The following is an 18,408-nucleotide window of genomic DNA, read 5'->3' on the forward strand; positions in this document are numbered from 1 at the left end:
GGCTGCCCTCTCCCCCCGGCCCCCTCTCCCGCAAGCGGGCGAGGGGGAGAATTCGATCGCGGTCCCACTGCGGCCGTGTGCATCCCTGGGATCACTTCCGGCGCGGGCGTTGCGGGAAGGTTTCAGCTACAATCCCATTGCGCGCCGCGCAGCAGAATCCACCACTCCGGAGCCCCGCATCATGCGGTTCAGACTCGCCCTGCTGGCCGTTGCACCCCTGGCGCTGGCGGCCTGCCCGCCCGCCCCGCCCGCGCGGGAGACCGCGTCCGTGCCCCCGCCGCGCGCCAACCCGGCCGACGCGCGTCCGCTAGACACCACGCCGTGGCAGAGCGCGGGTCCCAGCCCGGCGATGTGCGCCAGGGTGGACGTGGGCCTTACGCTCCCTGACGGATTCTGCGCCGTGGTGGTGGCCGACAGCCTGGGACCGGTGCGGCACCTGGACGTGTCGGCCAGCGGCGACGTGTACGCCTCACTCTCCGGGCGGCGCGACGGGCCCGCGGGCGTGATCGCCTTGCGCGACGCGGATGGGGACGGGCGCGCGGAGGTGCGGCAGAAGTTCGAGAACCGCGGGGGAAGCGGCCTGCAGATTCACGACGGCTGGCTGTACTTCGCCATGAACGACGGCGTCGTCCGGTGGCGGCTTACGCCCGGGCAGCTGGTGCCGCAGGGCCAGCCGGAGCTGCTGGTCAGCGGCCTGCCGGTGGGCGGGCACGCCTCCAAGGCGCTGGCGTTCGATGGGCGCGGCGGGATGTTCGTCAGCATCGGGTCCGTGTCCAACGCCTGCCAGGAGCAGGATCGCCAGAGCCGCTCCACCGGCCGCGACCCCTGCCCGGAGCTGGCCACGCGCGCGGGCATCTGGCGCTTCGACGCCAATCGCGCGAACCAGGCGCCGGCGGCCGGCGAGCGCTGGGCCACCGGCATCCGCAACGGTTACGCGCTGGACTTCCACCCCGCGGCGGGCGTGCCGTTCACCGTCTCGCACGGGCGCGACAACCTGAGCTCCAACTGGGGATTCACCGAACAGCAGAATGCCGACGTTCCCGCCGAAGAGATGTTCCGCCTGGACCGCGGCACCGACGGCGGTTGGCCGTACTGCTACTTCGACCCCGCCGCGCGGCGGAAGGTGCTGGCGCCCGAGTATGGGGGCAACGGCACGCAGGTGGGCCGCTGCACCGGCAAGGCCGCCCCGGCGTACGCGTTCCCCGCGCACTGGGCTCCCAACGACCTGCTGTTCTACACGGGCACGCAGTTCCCCACGCAGTACTGGGGCGGCGCGTTCGTGGCCTTCCACGGCTCGTGGAACCGCGCGCCGCTTCCGCAGCAGGGCTTCAACGTCACCTTCCTGCCGATGACCGCCGCCGGGGCGCCGAGCGGGCCGCACTTCGTATTCGCGCAGGCGCCCGTGCCCGCGCCGGGGCAGCAGGGTGGCGCGCGGCACCGGCCCACCGGGCTGGCGCAGGGGCCGGACGGCTCACTGTACGTGTCGGACGACGCGGGTGGCCGCATCTGGCGGATCATGTACGTGGGCGACCGCTAATCCCGATGGAGGAGATCCGCATCCGGACGCACCGGCGCGGCGAGATGCAGGACATCACCGGCCGCGTGCGCGAGATCGTCTCACGGTCGGGGATGGACGAGGGCGTGGTGGTGCTGCAGAGCCTTCACACCACGGCCGCGCTCACCATCAACGAGAACGCCGATCCCGACGTGGTGCACGACCTCTTGGGCAAGCTCGAGCGGCTGGTGCCCAAGGACGAAGCGTTCTATCGACACGACGAGGGGAACAGCGACAGCCACCTGAAGACCAGCTTCTTCGGCCCATCGCTCACGGTCATCGTCAGCGGTGGGCAGCCGGTGCTGGGAACGTGGCAGGGGATCTGGTTCTGCGAGTTCGACGGGCCGCGCGAGCGCCGCGTGGCCGTGCAGCTGCTGCGGGCATGAGCGGGGTGGCCGCGCCCTCTCACCTGCGGTCGATGGTTCACCTGGTGGCGCGCGGCATCCAGGCGCGCCGGTCGGGCGCGCCGCTGGACCTGGCCGCCATCCCGCGCCGGAAGGTGTCCGCGGAGCGCGCGGGCATCGGGATCGATCCGGGTCACGTGCAGGCGTACGCCGCCGCGACGAACGGGGAGCGTATCGCGGGGTTCGCAGAGGGAGCCGGCGCGGTTCCGCCGTTCTACTGCGCCACCTGGGAAACGGCGCTGGCACTGCAGATGTTCGCGGGGATGGAGCAGCCGCTGCCGCTGGGCGCCATCGTCCACGTGTCGACGGACCTGGTGTGGGCGCGCCCCCTGCGCCCGGGTGACGCGGTGCGCTGCCGCGTGGAGCTGGACCGGGTGGAGCCCGCGCGCCGCGGCTTTCGGATGACGGTGCTCGCCCGCAACTGGCTGGGTGCAGGCCAGCTCTGCTGCCAGTCTACGAGCGTGTTCCAGGTAAGGACGGGTGGCACGGACGATCCGGATCGTGCCCCGGGCCGCCCGGCGGATCGCGCGGGTCCCGTAGCGCCCGAGGGCGGATGGACCGAACTGGTGCGATGGGATTTGTCAGGGAGCGCGGGCCGGCGCTACGCCCGCGTGTCCGGCGACTACAACCCGATTCACCTGTGGGGGCTGACGGCGCGCCCGTTCGGCTTTCGCGCGCCCATCCTGCACGGCTACTGCATCGCCGCCCGTGCCGCGCATTCGCTGATCGAGCACTGCCTGGGCGGCGACCCGGGCGCCCTGCGGCGGATGCGCATCGCCTTCCGCGCGCCCCTGCCCCTCCCCGCCACGGCCCGCTTGCTCGTCAGCGACGACGGCCCCGAGCGCTGGTTCCGCGTCGCCGCGCCCGTCGAGGGTCTCATCTACGCCGAAGGCACGTACGGGGGAGGTCACGAGGCAGCGTAGTTCGGTGACTCGGGCCTCCGTCACCGCGGCGATGCAGCGAGTGACGCGACCGCGGCCGTGTTCGGCCCGACGCTCACCGTCCGCAATGGTACCCGCGCTCCCCGGCCCGTGCGGACGCCCAGCACCTCGCCCCCGCTCTCCACCAGGGCTTTGACCATGGGTGGCGCGCGCGGGTTTTCCCTCTCCAGGATCGGCATCCGGATGCGCCACCGGCTTACGATCCATCCGCCCTCGGGCAGCTGCACGAAGTCCACCCGCCCGCCCAGCCGGGCGTCGGAGCTGGCGAAGGGCAACCGGGTGTAGGTGTACTCCAGGTAGCGCAGGTGCCCCGTCTGCCCGTCGAGCCACAGCGTTCCCTGCACGTCGGGAAGCCGTCTGCCGCGCAGGGGAGCGAACGCCAGCCCCACCATCCCCGCCTCGGTGCCGCGGCCCCGGACCAGGCTGAAGCAGTGGTGGTCCAGAAAGGCGTCGGACAGCAGCGTAGGCGCGTCCGGGGCACGAAACACGATGGAATCGCGCTCGACTTCCATGTAGCCGTGCGTCACCAGCCGCTCGACGGGCGTCGCGAACGGCTGGCGGCTGAACCCCGACTGGATGGATGAGCTGGAATCGACGATCGTAAGCCTGGGCAAGGCCAGCGTGCGCCGAAACAGCCGCACCCGGAACTCGTAGGCGCCTGCCCGGCCACCGAGGTGGGTGGCGTCGAGCGCTTTCCGTGCTTCGTCCCACACGCGCGCCGCCTGCTCACCGTTCTCGGGGCGGATGGTGCACGCCCGCGGCACGCCCCGCGCGACTACGGCGTCCAGCGTCACGTGGACGGGAGACATGGACAGCGGCTGCGCGACCTGCTCCCCAGCGTCCAGTGCCAGTGAGGGCGACGAGGCGGCCGCGTACCCCACCCGCTCGGCGCGAACGCGGTAGGTTCCCGGCGCGGGAGCCTGCAGGCTGTACTGCCCCTGCGCATCGCTGAGCACGGCGTCCCGGCGCCTTCCGAGCGAATCGACCAGCGCCACAACCGCACCCTGAATCGGCTCGCCGGTCGCCCTCTCCACGACGGTGCCACCGACGGTTTGCGCCGAGAGCCCGGGGGCGGCAATGAGGGCGAGAGCAATTGTGAAGAGCAGCACGCGCGAACCGCTTCGTTGCATGGCTCCGCTCCGGGAAGATGTCGACAGCCCACCGTGATGCGATGTAACGGATGGACGCCACGGATTTTGACACGCCGGGCAGTTGGACGCGGATGCACAGAGATCGGGAACGAATGTGGGTGGATCACCATCGGCGATCCACCCCGTTTCGTCTTACCCTTTGTGCGAAGCGGATCCGCCGATTCTCACTCGGCGAGCCGGCGGAACGTGTCTGCATACTGCGCGCGAGCCCGATCCAACGCCCGCATCGCGGAGTCGAAGTTGGGATCCGACGTAAGCAGGATTCCGCCCGGGCGATCGATCATGTAGACCGACTCACCAGGTTCAATCCCAAGCCGCTCCAGCACCTCGCCCGGGAGTACGCCGGACTCACCGTCCTGGGCCTTGTGCAACGTGATCTTGCTCATCGTGCCTCCCATCCGTCCGACCAGCCGATGTCAACCAGCCGGCCAATCACTCGCCGTAGGGCACCCACACGTTTTTGACGTGGGTGGCCTGGCGCAGGAACTCGCGGCCTTCGCCCTGCTCGGCGTTGAACCAGTCGCGCTCGCGGCCGTAGCTCACCCAGGTGCGCTTCATGTTGCCGGCCGACAGGCGCTCCACCATGGCGCTCCCCTCGGCCCCGCCGAAGTACCACATGGCCTCGACGTCGTCGTGCGCCGCCAGCGTCTCGGCCAACTCGTCTCGCTTCCCGGTGACGATGTTGACGACGCCACCGGGAACATCGGAGGTGTCCAGCACCTGGTAGAAGTCCGTCGCGGCGAGCGGCCAGCGCTCCGACGGGATCACCACCACGGCGTTGCCCGTAGCCACCGCCGGCATGACGGCGGAGATGAAGCCCAGCAGCGGCGCCGTGTCGGGGCACGCCACGCCGACGACGCCGATGGGCTCGTTCATCGCCAGCGTCACGTTGCGCATGGGCGTGGCGTGCACCAGGCCGTCGTACTTGTCGGCCCAGGCGGCGTAGGTGTACAGGCGGCGGATGGACGCCTCGACCTCGCGGTCCGCCCCCGCCTCGTCGCCCGTCATGGCGGCGATGCGGCGGCTGAACTCGTCGAAGCGCGCCGCCAGGTTCTCGGCCAGGTAGAACAGCACCTGGGCGCGGTTGTGCGCCGTGCCCTTGCTCCACCCCTTGGCCTTGTGCGCCGCCTCCACGGCGTTCCGCACGTCCTTGCGGTTGCCCAGCCCCACGTCGCCGATCAGCCGGTCGCCCGGGCCATAGATGGAAAGCGCGTAGCCGCTGTCCGGCCGCGCCTGCTTGCCGCCGATGTACAGCTTGGCGGTGCGGTCGATGGGCGGCAGCACCGGGCCGGCGCCGTTGCCGCGCTGCTTTTCGGCGCGCGCGGGCCTGGCCTTGCGGTCGTCGCGGCGGGCGGGGGCGCCGCCGTTCTTGCTGGCGACCTCCCAGCGCGGCTTCACGTATTCGTACAGCCCCTCCTTGCCGCCCTCGCGCCCGAAGCCGCTCTCGCGGTATCCCCCGAAGCCCGACGCGGCGTCGAACAGGTTGGTGCTGTTGATCCACACCGTGCCGGCCTTGATCTTGGGCGCGACGTCCAGGGCCAGGTTGATGTTCTCGGTCCACACGCTCGACGCCAGGCCGTACACCGTGTTGTTGGCCAGCTCCACGGCTTCGGCGGGCGTGCGGAAGGTCATCAGCACCACGACGGGGCCGAAGATCTCCACCTGCGCCACGCTGGACGAGGGCGAAACGTTGGTGAACAGCGTCGGCGGATAGAAGCATCCCTCGGTGGGGCAGCTCCACGACGGCTGCCACATCTGCGCGCCCTCGTCGGCGCCGGCCTGCACCAAGCGGCGGATCTGCTCCAGTTGCACGGGGGCCACGATGGCGCCGATGTCCACCGCCTTGTCGAGCGGATTTCCCACGCGCAGCGTTTCCATCCGCTCGCGCAGCCGCTGCGTCAGCTTTTCGGCGATGCCCTCCTGCGCCAGGATGCGCGAGCCGGCGCAGCACACCTGCCCCTGGTTGAACCAGATGGCGTCGACCACGCCCTCGACCACGCTTTCCAGGTCGGCGTCGTCGAACACGATGAACGGCGACTTGCCGCCCAGCTCCAGCGACAGCTTCTTCCCCGTTCCCGCCGTGGCCACGCGGATGATGCGGCCGACTTCGGTCGATCCCGTGAAGGCGATCTTGTCCACGTCCGGATGGCCGACGATGGCGGCGCCCGTGCGCCCGTCGCCGGTGACCACGTTCACGACGCCCGGAGGCAGCCCCGCGTCGCGGCACACCTCGGCGAAGAGAAGCGCCGTGAGCGAGGTGAACTCGGCCGGCTTCAGGACCACCGTGTTCCCCATCGCCAGCGCCGGGGCGATCTTCCACGCCATCATCAGGAGCGGAAAGTTCCACGGGATGATCTGGCCCACGACGCCTACGGGCACCTGGTCCGCCAGCTCCGTATCCATCAGCTGCGCCCACCCGGCGTGGTGGTAGAAGTGCCGGGCCACCAGCGGGATGTCGATGTCGCGCGACTCGCGGATGGGCTTGCCGTTGTCCATCGTCTCCAGCACGGAGAAGAGCCGGCTGTGGCGCTGGATGTGGCGGGCGATGGCGTACAGGAAGCGGGCGCGCGCGTGGCCGTCCAGCGCCTGCCAGGCGGGAAGCGCCTCGCGGGCCGCGCGCACCGCCGCGTCCACGTCGGCCTCGCTTCCCTGGGCGATGCGCGCCAGGGGCTGGTTGGTGGCGGGATTGGTGGTATCGAAGAACTCGCCGCCCTCCGGCTCGCGCCACTCGCCGCCGACGAAGTGCCGGAAGGTGCGGCCCCGTTCCTCCAGCCACTCCACCGCGGGCGAGGCGCTCTCGGGGGCGGGGCCGTATTCCATGGTCTCGAAGATTTCGGCGATGCTCATCGGTTGCTGCGGGACTCGGGGTGACCGCGGGCCGCGTCCCGGACGCGCGGCAATGGCATGCAATCTAGCGCGCCCGCATCGATTGCGCATGTTGCGCGCGCCCCGCTACTCGTCGGGAATGTCGAACAGGCCCAGCTCGCCCGGCGCGACCTTGCGCGGCTTGCGCTTGCGGGGCGGCGCGGGGGCCGCGGGCTCCAGGAGGAAGTCGATCTCCGCGTCGGCCGCGTCCAGAGAGCGGTAGGCCGCCCGCCCCTCGCGCTTCAGGATCGACAGCGCCTCGCGCACCTGCTCCGGCGTGAGCCCCGAATCGGCCAGGGTCGCGAGCATGTCGCGATAGACGACGAGCGCGCCGCGATGGCGGGCGTGAAGGTCGTCCCCGACGGCGCGAAGGTCCGCGCCACGCGGCTTCGGCTCTACCGGCGGCGGCGAGACAGGAAACAGATCCAGCGCGATGGGCGCCTCGACCACCTCCGGCTCCAGCTCCGGCTCCGGCTCTGCGGCAATGACAGCGGGAGGGAGCGGGTCCACGCCGCCGTCCGCGATGGCGCCGTTCAATTCCAGCACGTGCGCCGGATTGAAGGTGGCGAGCAGGAGATGGACACCGCCCAGCCGCTGCGTGCGGACGATCCGTCCCTCCCCTGCGCCGACGATCAGTTCGCGGTAGCGGTCCACGACCTCGTCCAGCGCCGCGTCCGCGCCGTCCCGCCGCACCGCGTCCCGCCAGGCGGAGAGCCAGCTGTGCCGCCCGTCCCCCAGCAGCGCCGAACACCCTTCCACGAGGCGGCGGATGTTGGGTGGAAAGTCGGCGATGGGGCCGGTGACGCGGGCCTGCTTGTGGAAGTCCTCCGCGGGAAAGCGCAGCAGCAGCTCGGTCTCCTCCCGCGAGGCCATCGTCTGAAGCGCCGTCGATGGCAGGGCCCGCGCGCTCAGCGGCGCGAGGCGCACCAGCGCGGCGGAGTCGCTTATCGCGTCCACCAGCCCCGCCGAGAGCGCCGGGAACGACGACTCGACGAGGCCGATCTCCCCGGGTTGGATCGAAGCGACGTCGCGCGTCCGCCGCACCCGGCCGCCCATGCCCAGCCTCTCCAGCTCGTCCTCAAGCCGAACCAGCAGCCCCGGGTCTTCGTCCGCGAGCACGATGCGGAGGCGATCCACGGAATCCGTCATCGCGCGGACGGACGCGAGGCCCCCCGCCTCCACCGCCACCCCCCGAATCGCCGCCCGCTGCAGGTCCGCGCCCGCGAACGCATCCACGAACCACGCGGATGACGGCTCAACTGCCTCACCCTCGGGCTCCGTTGACCGCACCTGCGCACGCGCCCACCGGCCGGCATAGCCGCCCGCGATGGCGCACGAGAGCAGTTCGGGATCGGGAGACGCGGAAGCGGTCACGGCGCGCGGTTCAGGTCGGGGAGAAACGCGCACGTAGGTTACGCCCGCACAAAAGCCGAAGCAAGTGGAAGCCGAGGACACCGCCCGGGGTGCGGCACCTCGCATGCCACCCGGCAACGCCACGCTTGCGCTGATATCATCTGGCCCTAGCTTCTGTGCCGCCCGCTCGAAAGTTCCGTCCGCTCCGGGAAGCTCGTGGACTCCCCTCCGCCTGCCCGTCCAGTGACCAACCTCACCCCCGCCGCCACCTCCACCGAACGTGCGCGCCGCCCCGGCGCCGGAATGCGAGCGCTCGCCGCGATCGGTGCGGGCGTCCTCGCGGTGGCGCTGACCATCGCGCTCGCCGAGTTCCTCCCCCGCTCGATGTTCCTCTTCTCGTACGTCGCGGTGATCGTTTCCGCGTGGTACGGCGGCTCGTGGCCGGGGCTGGTCACGGGCGTCATCTGCGTGATGGGATTGAACTACTACCTCATCCCGCCTCTCGGAGGCTTCGTACCAGAAGATCCCAGGGACCTCGTGCCGCTGGTGGCGTTCATCGGCGTGTCGTGGCTGGTGGGCACCACTACCGAGTCGCTGCAGCGCGCCCGTGACGCCGCGCGGGAGGCCGCCGCCGAGCTGGAGCTGGCCAACCAGCAGCTGCAGGAGCAGGCCCTCGAGGTGGAGCTCGCGAACGCGCAGCTGCAGGAGCAGGCGACGGAGATGGAGATGGCGCACGAGGAACTGCAGGCGACCGCGGAGGAGCTGGAGGAGCGCACCCATGCCGCGGAGCTCGCCGGGCGCGAGGCGCAGGAGGCGCGGGCGCGCGCCGAGGAAGCCAACCACGCCAAGAGCATGTTCCTGGCGACCATGAGCCACGAGCTGCGCACGCCGCTGAACGCCATCGGCGGATACGTGCAGCTGATGGAGATGGAGATCCGCGGGCCCATCACACCGGAGCAGCGCGAAGACCTGGGGCGCATCGATCGCAGCCAGCGCCACCTGCTCGGGCTGATCAACGACGTGCTGGACTTTGCGACGAACGAGGCGGGGACCGCCAGCTATGCGCGGGAGCCGGTGATGCTGGACGCGGTGATGGACGAGGTGGAGGGGCTGGTGCTGCCGCAGATCGCGGAGAAGCAGCTGGCGTACGACGACAGCCGCGCACGTTGCGGCGCGGTGCTGCTGGCGGACCAATCACGGGTGGAGCAGGTGCTGCTGAACCTGCTTTCCAACGCCATCAAGTTCACCCCCGCCGGCGGGCGGATCGAGGTGTCGTGCCAGCCGGCGGCCGACACCGTGGCCATCCGCGTGCGCGACACGGGCATCGGCATTCCGGCCGACAAGCTGGAGTTCATCTTCCACCCGTTCGCGCAGGTGTCGGCGGGGTTCACCCGTACGGCAGGCGGAACCGGACTGGGGCTGGCGATCAGCCGCGACCTGGCCCGCGGCATGGGCGGAGACCTGGTCGCCGAGAGCACGCTGGGCGAGGGATCCACGTTTACCCTCACGCTCCCAGCCGCACCCGCCGAGTAACTACCGGGGCGCCCCCGTCGTCAACGGCCCCAGCTCCGCCTCTACGTTCCCCATCGCGCTGAAGTAGAAGCGCTTCCCCGTCCCTCCCCAGAGTACGCCGGCCAGGGTCGCCTCCCCGCCGCGCCAGGCGAAGACGGGAGCGCCGCTGTCGCCTCCCTCCGCCGCGGCGTCGACCACGTCCTGGCACAGGAGCGTGACGTCGGTGCCATCTACGTTCACGTGCACGCAGGTGGCGGCGACCGCGCCGAACGTCCACCCGGTTTCCGCGCCCACCTTGTCCAGCACCTCGCCCGCTACTGGATAGGGACTCTCGCCCCCAACCCGCAGCGTCCCGGCGACCTCCCGCGAACCCGGCTCCGCCGCCCGGGCGATGGCGGGATCGGCCACGTGGCCGGGGGCGAAGCGGAACCGTGCCGCGTCACTGTACCGGCAGCGGCGGCCGGATGGGCAGGCGCCGCCCCGGAACAGCGGGGGATCGGCGGTCTCCATCCCCAGCAGCTGCGTCTCGTCAGGATGCTGGTGCACGGTGCCGTCCGCACGGCCCTGCACCCGCGAGCAATGCGCGGCCGTCACGTACCCGGCATTGTCGAGTGCGAGCACGTTGAACCCGACGCTGCACTGCACGGAGACGGAGGGACCGGAAGCGAAGCTCAGCCGCTGACCGCCCGAAACCAGGGGACCGGCGGCATCCGCCAGGCGGACGAGCGGGCGCAGCGAACGCTCGTCGGAAAGCACCAAGGCTACCAACGGAACGCCCAGCCGAACCGCCGCCGCGGGCACCGCCAGCCGCGCCTCGTTCGTCCACACGCCGATCCGCACGCGGTTGAACGCCTCGTCGGCGTCCACGTAGACCACGCCGGGGATGGGCAGCAGCGCCACCAGCCGGTCGCGCCACGCGGCGAGCTGCGAGAACGAGTACCGGCCCTCGAGCACGCGCATCTCGCCCGTGCGCCGGTCGCGCGCGGAGGGGATGCGTTCCGCGAGCACCCGCGCCAGCACGACGCGGGCGGCGGGCGCGCTCCCGGGCTCCGCGACGTACGCAGCCACGGCGCCGTCCGCGGCGAAGAAGTAGCCGCCGAAGCCCGGCACCTCGCGCTCGATCTCCACGAAGCGCGCCTCGAGGCCACGAACGTCTCCCGCTTCCGCCAACTCAGGCGCTTCAACAGGGGTGACCGTCGGCACGCGTTCGCAGGCGGCCAGCGTGGCGGCAGTGAGGATGCCGAGAAGAGAGGAGCGGAGAAGACGCATCCGGAGAGCCTGTCACCGTGCGGAACGAAGACCGGGAGCCTACCCGCAGGTACGACTCCCGGTCCACGATAGTTCCCTCCGTCCCGACACCGCGCGTTATCGCGTCGACATCGCGCCCGCCAGGACGATGGCGCCGGTGGGCTGCGGCTGGCCGCCGGCCGGCTCTTCGGTAACCGCCACGGCCTGCAGCGACCCCGGCGGCAGCTCGTACTCCGCCTGCACGACGGCGCTGCCGCGCGGCCCGGGGCGGAAGGTGCCCGCGCTGATCTTCCGATCCGCCGTCACCAGCCACAGCTGGTACTCGCGGCCCGGCCGGGTGGCGGGAAGGTTGTGGGCGAAGAAGGTCCAGCGTGCCGTCCGGGTGTCCCAGAACATGCGGCCCGTGGGGTCCGCCGGCCGCGCCGCCGCCATCTCGATCACCTTCACAGCCGGCCCGGAAAGCGACGCGACGGTCGCCTCGCCCTGCTGTACGCGATCCGCCAGCCTCGTGCGCTCCGCCTCCAGCTGCGTCGCCCGCGCCTGGAGCGCATCCACCTGCCGCCGCAGCCCGGACGCGTACACCCCGGCGGCGATCAGCAGCAGCAGCGAAGCAGCGGCGGCCAGCCACCCCGCCATCGCCCCGCGGCCCCGGCGCGCGGAGGTGATGGGAGTCACGTCAGGGCGGGACGGAGCGGCCCGCGCCGGCTCGGCGTCGGCGCGCGGGGGCGGGAACGCGGCAGGGATCGGAGCCGGGGCTGCCTCGATGGTCACGTCGTCCTGTGAGGCCCGCGAGACACCATCCGCCGCCGCCCGGGCCAGCAGGCGCGAGCGGACATCCGCCGTGCGGGCCGGGGCCAGGGGGCGATGGGGAGCCACGTGCGCCACCAGCGCCGCCGCTTCGCGCAGCGCGTCCAGCTCCGCGCGGCAGGCGTCGCATCCCGCCACGTGCGCCAGCACCCGCTCGCGCTCGCCGCCGTCGAGCGCGCCGAGCGCTTCCGCGCCCAGCGCCTCGCGAACTTCGTCGTGCGTCATCTCGATGGTCATGGCGCCTCCTCCCGAAGGCTCGACAGCGCCGTTCTCAGCTTCTGGAGCGCCAGCCGGGCCCGCGTCTTCACGGTACCCAGCGGCTGGCCCGTGGCCTCCGCGATCTCCGTCTGGCTCAGCCCGCGGAAGTAGGCCAACTCCACCGTCTCGCGCTGGTCCGGCGGCAGTCCAGCCAGCGCCTGCTCCACCCGCGCCCGCAGGTCCGCCGCTTCGGCCGCCTCGGCCGGGCCGCCGCCCGCCAGCACGAACTCCGCGGATGCCGGGGCATCCTCCAGCGAAACGTCCTGCCGCGCGGCCCGGCGCACACGCACCCGGTCCAGCGCCCGGCTGCGGGCGATGGTCGTCAGCCAGGTGCGCACGCTGCCGCGCGACTCGTCGTACGTGCCCGCCTGCCGCCACGCCTGCCAGAGCGCGTCTTCCAGCACCTCTTCGGCGTCGCCCGCATCGCCGACGACGTGAAAGACCAGGGAGTGCAGCAGCGGCTGCCAGCGATCGTACAGCAGCCCCAGGGCGCGCTCGTCCCCCGCGGCCATGGCGCGCACCAGGGCCAGGTCCGGGTCGTCGGCCGATGCGGAGCCGGGCCGCGGACGCCCGGAAGCGGGATCGCTCACGGAAGGGTACGGGAGAAGTTGTCGTTCCGGATGCATGGAAGCTGGATGGAGGCAGAAGCGCGCGCAAGCGTCCGCGCCCCCAATGCGAGAACAAGGCCGGAGGGGGAAAACGACGGAGCCGCGGGAAAGGATGTCCCGCGGCTCCGCGTGGCGCCGTCCCTTCAGTCGAGGCAGGTGCTCAGGGGAAGCGCTCCTGCAGCTCCCGCAGCACGCGCTCCGCATCCGCACGGGGGAGCCCGGCGCCGGCGAACTCCTCGACGCTGGCGTGGCGGGCGCTGTACAGCGTGTGGAACCGGTTCACCAGCGCATCCACCCGCTTGGGCCCGATTCCCTGGATTCCGCTCAGCACCACCCCCAGCCGCTCGCGCTCCAGCCGCGACCCGATCTCCTCGGGGGCCGAAAGGTCGTGCCCCTTCTGGCGGAGCGAATCCAGAAAGCCCAGCCAGTCCTCGTGGTTCCACCCGCCCGGCCGGGCGATCGCAAAGGCGCGGAGGTCGGCCTGCAGCTGGTCGATCTCCTTCTGCTGCTTCCGGCGCGCCACCGTCTCGTCGAACGTTTCGCGCTTCTTGCCGGACTTCGAGGCGGGCTTGCTGGCCGGCTTCGCGGCGGTCTTCGCGGCCGGCTTCGTCGCGGACTTGGCGACAGCCGCGTCTGCCTTGGGCGCGCGGGTGCGGGTCACCGACGCCGGCTGGTCGCCGACGGCCACGCCGGTGCCGGGCGCCTTGCCGCCGCGCGCCGGCTTGGCGCCGCCGGGGGCCATCGCCTCGGCGGCTGCATCGGCGGCCCGGCTGCGGCCGCGCGTGGTGCCCGGCCCGTCGCCGACGTCGTCCTGGGGAATGGAGCTGGTCCCGCTCTTCTTGGCCATGATCGTCCGAATGGGTTCAGGCGGGCGGAAAGGAATCCGCCCGCATCAGTCTTCGCGTTGCAAAATGAGAATGCCCAGAGGCGGCAGCGTCAATGGCAGCGACTGCTCGCGGCCGTGCACGGCGAGCGGAACCGTCTCTACCCAGCCGCTGTTCCCCACGTTGCCGCCGCCGTACGCAGCGGCGTCGCTGTTCAGCACCTCGCGGTAGCGGCCGGCGCGCGGCACGCCCACGTGGTACTGCTGGCGGATCACCGGGGTGAAGTTGCAGACGAACACCAGCTCCTGCCCCGACGTGGCCGCGCGGCGGATGAACGACAGGACGGTCTGCTCCACGTCGCGGAAGTCGATCCACTCGAATCCCTCGTGGCTGAAGTCCGTTTCCCAGAACGCGGGCTCGCGCTGGTAGGCGGCGTTCAGGTCGGCCATCCACCGCTGGATGCCCGCGTGGAGAGGATCACCCAGCAGGTGCCAGTCCAGCGAGCGGTTCTCGTTCCACTCGCCCACCTGGCCGATCTCGCCGCCCATGAACAGCAGCTTCTTGCCGGGATGCCCCCACATCATCCCCAGCATCAGCCGCAGGTTGGCCGCCTTCTGCCACCCGTCGCCCGGCATCTTGCCGAGCAGCGAGCCCTTCAGGTGCACCACCTCGTCGTGGCTCAGCGGCAGCACGTACTTTTCGCTGAACGCGTACATCAGCGAAAAGGTCAGCAGGTTGAAGTGGTACTTCCGGTGGATGGACTGCTCGCTCATGAAGCGCAGGTTGTCGTGCATCCACCCCATGTTCCACTTCAGGTGAAAGCCCAGCCCGCCCAGGTGCGCCGGCTGCGTGACGCCGGGCCAGGCCGTGCTTTCCTCGGCGATCATCAGGGTGCCGGGGTAGCGGTCGCGCACCGTGGTGTTCAGCTGCTGAAGGAACTCCACCGCCTCGATGTTCTCGCGCCCGCCGTACTTGTTGGGCACCCACTGCCCCGCGCCGCGCGAGTAGTCCAGGTACAGCATCGACGCCACCGCATCCACCCGCAGGCCGTCGGCATGGTACTCGTCCAGCCAGAAGAGCGCGTTGCTCACCAGGAAGGTGCGCACCTCGTTGCGGCCGAAGTTGAACACCTGCGTGCCCCACTCCGGGTGCTCGCCCTGGCGCGGGTCTGCATGCTCGTACAGCGCCGTGCCGTCGAAGCGGCGCAGCGCGTGGGCGTCCTTGGGAAAGTGCGCGGGCACCCAGTCCAGGATCACCCCGATGCCGCGCTGGTGGAGCGTGTCGACCAGGAAGCGGAAGTCGTCGGGCCCGCCGAAGCGGCTGGTAGGGGCGAAGTAGCCCGTCACCTGGTATCCCCACGACGGATCGTAGGGATGCTCCATCACCGGGAGGAACTCCACGTGGGTGAAGCCCATCTCGCAGAGGTAGTCCGGCAGCTCGGCGGCCATCTCGCGCCACGTCAGCGGCCGGTCGCCTTCTTCCGGCCTGCGCCGCCACGAGCCGGGGTGCAGCTCGTACACGGACATGGGCGCCGCGCACCAGTCCCACTCGCGGCGCTTCTTCATCCACTCGGCGTCGCCCCACTCGTACTTGGAAAGGTCCGCGACGACGGACGAAGTTTCCGGGCGCAGCTCGGCGCTGAACGCCAGCGGGTCGGCCTTCAGGAACGCGGGGCCCTGGTGCGGAAGGATCTCGTACTTGTAGGCCGTTCCCTCGGGAAGGCCGGGGATGAAGATCTCCCACACGCCCTGCGCGGGATGCCGGCGCATGGGGTGGCGGCGCCCGTCCCACAGGTTGAACTCGCCCACCACGCTGACGCGCTTGGCGGCCGGCGCCCACACGCTGAAGCGCACGCCGGGCACCCCGTCCACCTCCATGGTGCGCGCGCCCAGCACCTCCCACAGGCGCAGGTGGGTGCCTTCGCTGATCAGGTACAGGTCGAAGTCACTGACCAGCGGCGGATACGAGAAGGGGTCGGCCAGCAGCACGGGCTCGTCCATCCCCGGCCAGACGACCCGCAGGCGGTAGCGGAAGCTGGACGTCCCGCGTGGCAGCAGGGCCTCATAGAAGCCATCGGGGTGCCCGCACTCCATCGGCGCCACGTCCTTGCCGTCTTCGTCGGCCAGGAAGGCGGAGGTGGCGCCGGGGAGGAAGGCGCGCACCACCAGGCGAAGCTCGCCGCCGATGGAGACGGTGTGCATGCCCAGCACGCGGAACGGGTCCGGGTGCTGGGCCGTCAGGATCAGGTTTACGTCGTGTAGCAGGGTCGCAGAAGCCATCGCCGTCCTGTGATTCGTTCGCGGAGAGTTCGGGCGCGCCCGCAGGAAGTATCGTGCCGGCACGTACTCACGGGCGGGCGGTGGATTGGTTCAAACTCTGGACGAATCGGGGCCCCACCCCCGCCCCTCCCCGCACGGTACTGCGGTGCGGAGAGGGGAGAACTTCGGTCGGGGCTCGATGGGCTGCTGCGCATGCCGCGGCGCCCCCCATCCCCAGCCCTTCCCCCGCAAACCCCGCGGGGGAAGGGAGCCAGTGTGGTACGCTTCGGATGGCCAGGTGCGTGAGCTGAACATGTGACCGGGCCGGGAGCGTTTCGAGGACGGCCGTGCATGCCTCGGCCGCCCTCTCCCCCCGGCCCCCTCTCCCGCGAGCGGGCGAGGGGGAGACCTGAAATGCGCTTCGGCTGGCCCCGCGCACTCGACTGCGCATGCACTCCGCGAAGGCGGACTTCGGGCCTTCGTTGCCGCGACTTGAGTCGCCCCAGCAGGGCCGAGGCCTCGGCCTCCCCTCTCCGCGCATAGTTTGCGGGGGGAGGGGCCCCCGTCCCACTACCCGGATCCGCGCCGCGCGTCTACCTTTCAGGCTTCACGTCCCGAGCAGGAGCGCCTGGATGCACGAAAGCTTCGAGCAGTTGCGGCAGCGCGAGTTCAGCCGTCTGGACCGGCTGGGCCACGTGTACCTGGACTACACCGGCGCCGGGCTGTACGCCGAGTCGCAGGTGCACGCCAACGCCGACCTGCTGTGCAACAGCGTCTTCGGCAACCCGCACTCGCGCAATCCCACCTCGCTCGCCGCCACGCAGCTGTGCGAAGACGCGCGGAGCCGCGTCCTGACGTACTTCAACGCCGATCCCGAGCTGTACGAGGTGGTGTTCACCCTGAACGCCAGCGGCGCGCTGAAGCTGGTGGGCGAGGCGTACCCCTGGGAGCCGGGCGGCCGCTTCCTGCTGACCGCCGACAACCACAACTCCGTCAACGGCCTGCGCGAGTTCGCCACGGCCCACGGTGCCGACGTCGGCTACGTGCCGCTGGGGCCGGACCTTCGCCTTCACGACGTGGAGGCGCACCTGGCCGGCGCGGAGCGCGGCAAGCACAACCTGTTCGCGTTTCCCGCGCAGTCCAACTTCTCGGGCGTAAAGCATCCGCTGGAGCTGGTGCGCGTGGCGCACGACCAGGGCTACCACGTGGTGCTCGACGCGGCGGCGTTCGTGCCCACCAACCCGCTGGACCTGTCGCGTGTGGCGCCCGACTTCGTCTGCGTGTCGTTCTACAAGATGTTCGGCTTCCCCACGGGGGTGGGCGTGCTGCTGGCGCGCCGCAACGCGCTGGGCGAGCTGCACCGGCCCTGGTTCGCCGGCGGCACCGTGCGTTTCGTGTCCGCGCAGAATCGCGTGCACCTGCAGCACGTCACGGGGCGGGCGTTCGAGGACGGCACCCTCAACTACCTGGGCATCGCCGCGGTGTCGACCGGGCTGGAGTTCCTGGAGCGGATCGGCATCGGGCGCATCAGCGCGCACGTGATGGAGCTTACGCGCGACCTGCTGGACCGGCTGGCGGGCCTCGCCCACGGGAACGGCGCGCCCATGGTGCGCTTCTACGGCCCGTCCGACATGACGAACCGCGGGGGCACCATCGCCTTCAACCTGCTGGACCCCGCGGGCGAGCCGATCGACTTCCGCGCCGTGGAGCAGCGGGCCAACGAGGCGACCCTCTCGCTGCGCACCGGCTTCTTCTGCAATCCCGGCGCGGCGGAGTGCGCCTTCGAATATCCCGACGAAGACGCCTTCCGCTGCATCAAGACGCTCACCCCCGAAACGTTCAACATCCAGGTGTTCTCCGACTGCATGAGCGACCACCCGGTGGGCGCCGTGCGGGTGTCGGTGGGCATTGCCTCCAACATCGCCGACCTGGACCGGCTGATGGAGGTGCTGGGCAGCTTCCGCGACCAGGGCGCGGAACCCGGGTTCGGCGCGGCCCTTCCCGCGCTCGCCACGGTGGACTGACGCGGATCGTGCGAACGCGGCGCGTCCAGGATCCGGGCGCGTCCTGGTCCCGACACCAAAACGCAGGGGAGCAGCGAGATCGATCGCTGCTCCCCTGCTGTTTTCTGCCGCGATTCTCTCCCCCTCTCCAGCGTGTCCCCACGCGTGGACAGCGAACAGGAAAGGTCCACTCAGCACCGCAATCGAAAGCAATTCCCGCGGCTGTCAGGAAACTCATGTCTCGCGCGTTGTACGGTCAGATGGCGAGCAGGAACGCAGGATTCTCGTCGCGAGTGCAACCGTTTACGCGTCTTGTGCGTAACGAACGCTCGTTCGGCATGGAAACTGCCAGTCCGCATGCAGGACGCACCGGACGGCGCGCCACGAACCCCCCGCTTGGGAGGCGCTTATTCGCACCTTGGGAGTCGGATTGATTGCCATCGCGGCTATCGTGGCAAGCCTTACGGTCGTCAAGCAGCGCCAGGAAGAGGCGCGCGAGGCCGAAGGAGAGAAGCGGCCGCAGCTTACCCCGGCCCAGCCTCGCCTGGACCTGGACCAGCTTCGCGCGGCGGGAATGTAAATTTCCGCCCAGGGCGAGAACCCATCAGAACGAGGCGCGGA

Annotated in this window: 15 protein-coding genes; 6 read left to right on the forward strand and 9 right to left on the reverse strand. The window is 70.9% G+C overall.

Annotated features, from left to right (window positions below; genetic code table 11):
• The first annotated feature begins 181 nt into the window (after positions 1 to 181).
• The 3 genes from VGB24_RS18665 to VGB24_RS18675 are packed head-to-tail and all read left to right on the forward strand — an operon-like array spanning position 182 to position 2,882.
• On the forward strand, positions 182 to 1,537 hold the full coding sequence (locus VGB24_RS18665; protein WP_331074459.1) for a PQQ-dependent sugar dehydrogenase: 1,356 nt from the start codon (positions 182 to 184) through the stop codon (positions 1,535 to 1,537).
• Between the two features lie 5 nt (positions 1,538 to 1,542).
• Positions 1,543 to 1,941, forward strand: a complete 399-nt coding sequence (locus tag VGB24_RS18670; RefSeq protein WP_331074460.1) for a secondary thiamine-phosphate synthase enzyme YjbQ — start codon at positions 1,543 to 1,545, stop codon at positions 1,939 to 1,941.
• Positions 1,938 to 2,882 (forward strand): MaoC/PaaZ C-terminal domain-containing protein, encoded by a 945-nt coding sequence (locus tag VGB24_RS18675; RefSeq protein WP_331074461.1) that lies wholly within the window; start codon positions 1,938 to 1,940, stop codon positions 2,880 to 2,882. The genes VGB24_RS18670 and VGB24_RS18675 overlap by 4 nt, the downstream gene beginning before the upstream one ends.
• Before the next feature lie 20 nt (positions 2,883 to 2,902).
• Here VGB24_RS18675 and VGB24_RS18680 read toward each other — a convergent pair whose 3' ends face one another.
• The 4 genes from VGB24_RS18680 to VGB24_RS18695 form a co-directional block, all read right to left on the reverse strand.
• The gene (locus VGB24_RS18680; RefSeq protein WP_331074462.1) at positions 2,903 to 4,030 is read right to left on the reverse strand and encodes a carboxypeptidase-like regulatory domain-containing protein; all 1,128 of its coding nucleotides are present in this window, start codon (positions 4,028 to 4,030) and stop codon (positions 2,903 to 2,905) included.
• A gap of 185 nt (positions 4,031 to 4,215) precedes the next feature.
• Positions 4,216 to 4,437, reverse strand: coding sequence for an AbrB/MazE/SpoVT family DNA-binding domain-containing protein (locus VGB24_RS18685; protein ID WP_331074463.1), 222 nt, complete (start codon positions 4,435 to 4,437; stop codon positions 4,216 to 4,218).
• 46 nt (positions 4,438 to 4,483) lie between these two features.
• Complete coding sequence (locus VGB24_RS18690) at positions 4,484 to 6,898, reverse strand: aldehyde dehydrogenase family protein (RefSeq protein WP_331074464.1); 2,415 nt, start codon at positions 6,896 to 6,898, stop codon at positions 4,484 to 4,486.
• Positions 6,899 to 7,003: 105 nt separating this feature from the next.
• On the reverse strand, positions 7,004 to 8,290 hold the full coding sequence (locus tag VGB24_RS18695) for a hypothetical protein (RefSeq protein WP_331074465.1): 1,287 nt from the start codon (positions 8,288 to 8,290) through the stop codon (positions 7,004 to 7,006).
• Between the two features lie 222 nt (positions 8,291 to 8,512).
• Here VGB24_RS18695 and VGB24_RS18700 point away from each other — a divergent pair, with 222 nt between their 5' ends.
• Positions 8,513 to 9,802, forward strand: a complete 1,290-nt coding sequence (locus VGB24_RS18700; protein WP_331074466.1) for an ATP-binding protein — start codon at positions 8,513 to 8,515, stop codon at positions 9,800 to 9,802.
• Here VGB24_RS18700 and VGB24_RS18705 read toward each other — a convergent pair whose 3' ends face one another.
• The 5 genes from VGB24_RS18705 to glgB all read right to left on the reverse strand — a co-directional run bounded on the left by VGB24_RS18705 (position 9,803) and on the right by glgB (position 15,805).
• The gene (locus VGB24_RS18705; RefSeq protein ID WP_331074467.1) at positions 9,803 to 10,951 is read right to left on the reverse strand and encodes a hypothetical protein; all 1,149 of its coding nucleotides are present in this window, start codon (positions 10,949 to 10,951) and stop codon (positions 9,803 to 9,805) included.
• A 195-nt stretch (positions 10,952 to 11,146) separates the two neighbouring features.
• Entirely contained in the window at positions 11,147 to 12,073 is a 927-nt protein-coding gene (locus VGB24_RS18710; RefSeq protein WP_331074468.1) for an anti-sigma factor domain-containing protein, read from the reverse strand.
• Complete coding sequence (locus VGB24_RS18715) at positions 12,070 to 12,684, reverse strand: sigma-70 family RNA polymerase sigma factor (RefSeq protein WP_331074469.1); 615 nt, start codon at positions 12,682 to 12,684, stop codon at positions 12,070 to 12,072. Before VGB24_RS18715 ends, VGB24_RS18710 begins: the two co-directional genes overlap by 4 nt.
• Before the next feature lie 178 nt (positions 12,685 to 12,862).
• Positions 12,863 to 13,549: a hypothetical protein gene (locus tag VGB24_RS18720; protein ID WP_331074470.1), complete on the reverse strand. Its 687-nt coding sequence runs from the start codon at positions 13,547 to 13,549 to the stop codon at positions 12,863 to 12,865.
• A 45-nt stretch (positions 13,550 to 13,594) separates the two neighbouring features.
• Complete coding sequence (gene glgB, locus VGB24_RS18725; RefSeq protein WP_331074471.1) at positions 13,595 to 15,805, reverse strand: 1,4-alpha-glucan branching protein GlgB; 2,211 nt, start codon at positions 15,803 to 15,805, stop codon at positions 13,595 to 13,597.
• A 611-nt stretch (positions 15,806 to 16,416) separates the two neighbouring features.
• Here glgB and VGB24_RS18730 point away from each other — a divergent pair.
• Positions 16,417 to 17,808 carry an aminotransferase class V-fold PLP-dependent enzyme gene (locus tag VGB24_RS18730; protein WP_331074472.1) on the forward strand — a complete coding sequence of 464 codons (1,392 nt, stop codon included), beginning with the start codon at positions 16,417 to 16,419 and terminating at the stop codon, positions 17,806 to 17,808.
• 430 nt (positions 17,809 to 18,238) lie between these two features.
• Complete coding sequence (locus VGB24_RS18735) at positions 18,239 to 18,367, forward strand: hypothetical protein (protein WP_331074473.1); 129 nt, start codon at positions 18,239 to 18,241, stop codon at positions 18,365 to 18,367.
• Positions 18,368 to 18,408: the final 41 nt, after the last annotated feature.

This window comes from Longimicrobium sp., from assembly GCF_036399935.1.
In the GTDB taxonomy this organism is placed as follows: Bacteria; Gemmatimonadota; Gemmatimonadetes; order Longimicrobiales; family Longimicrobiaceae; genus Longimicrobium.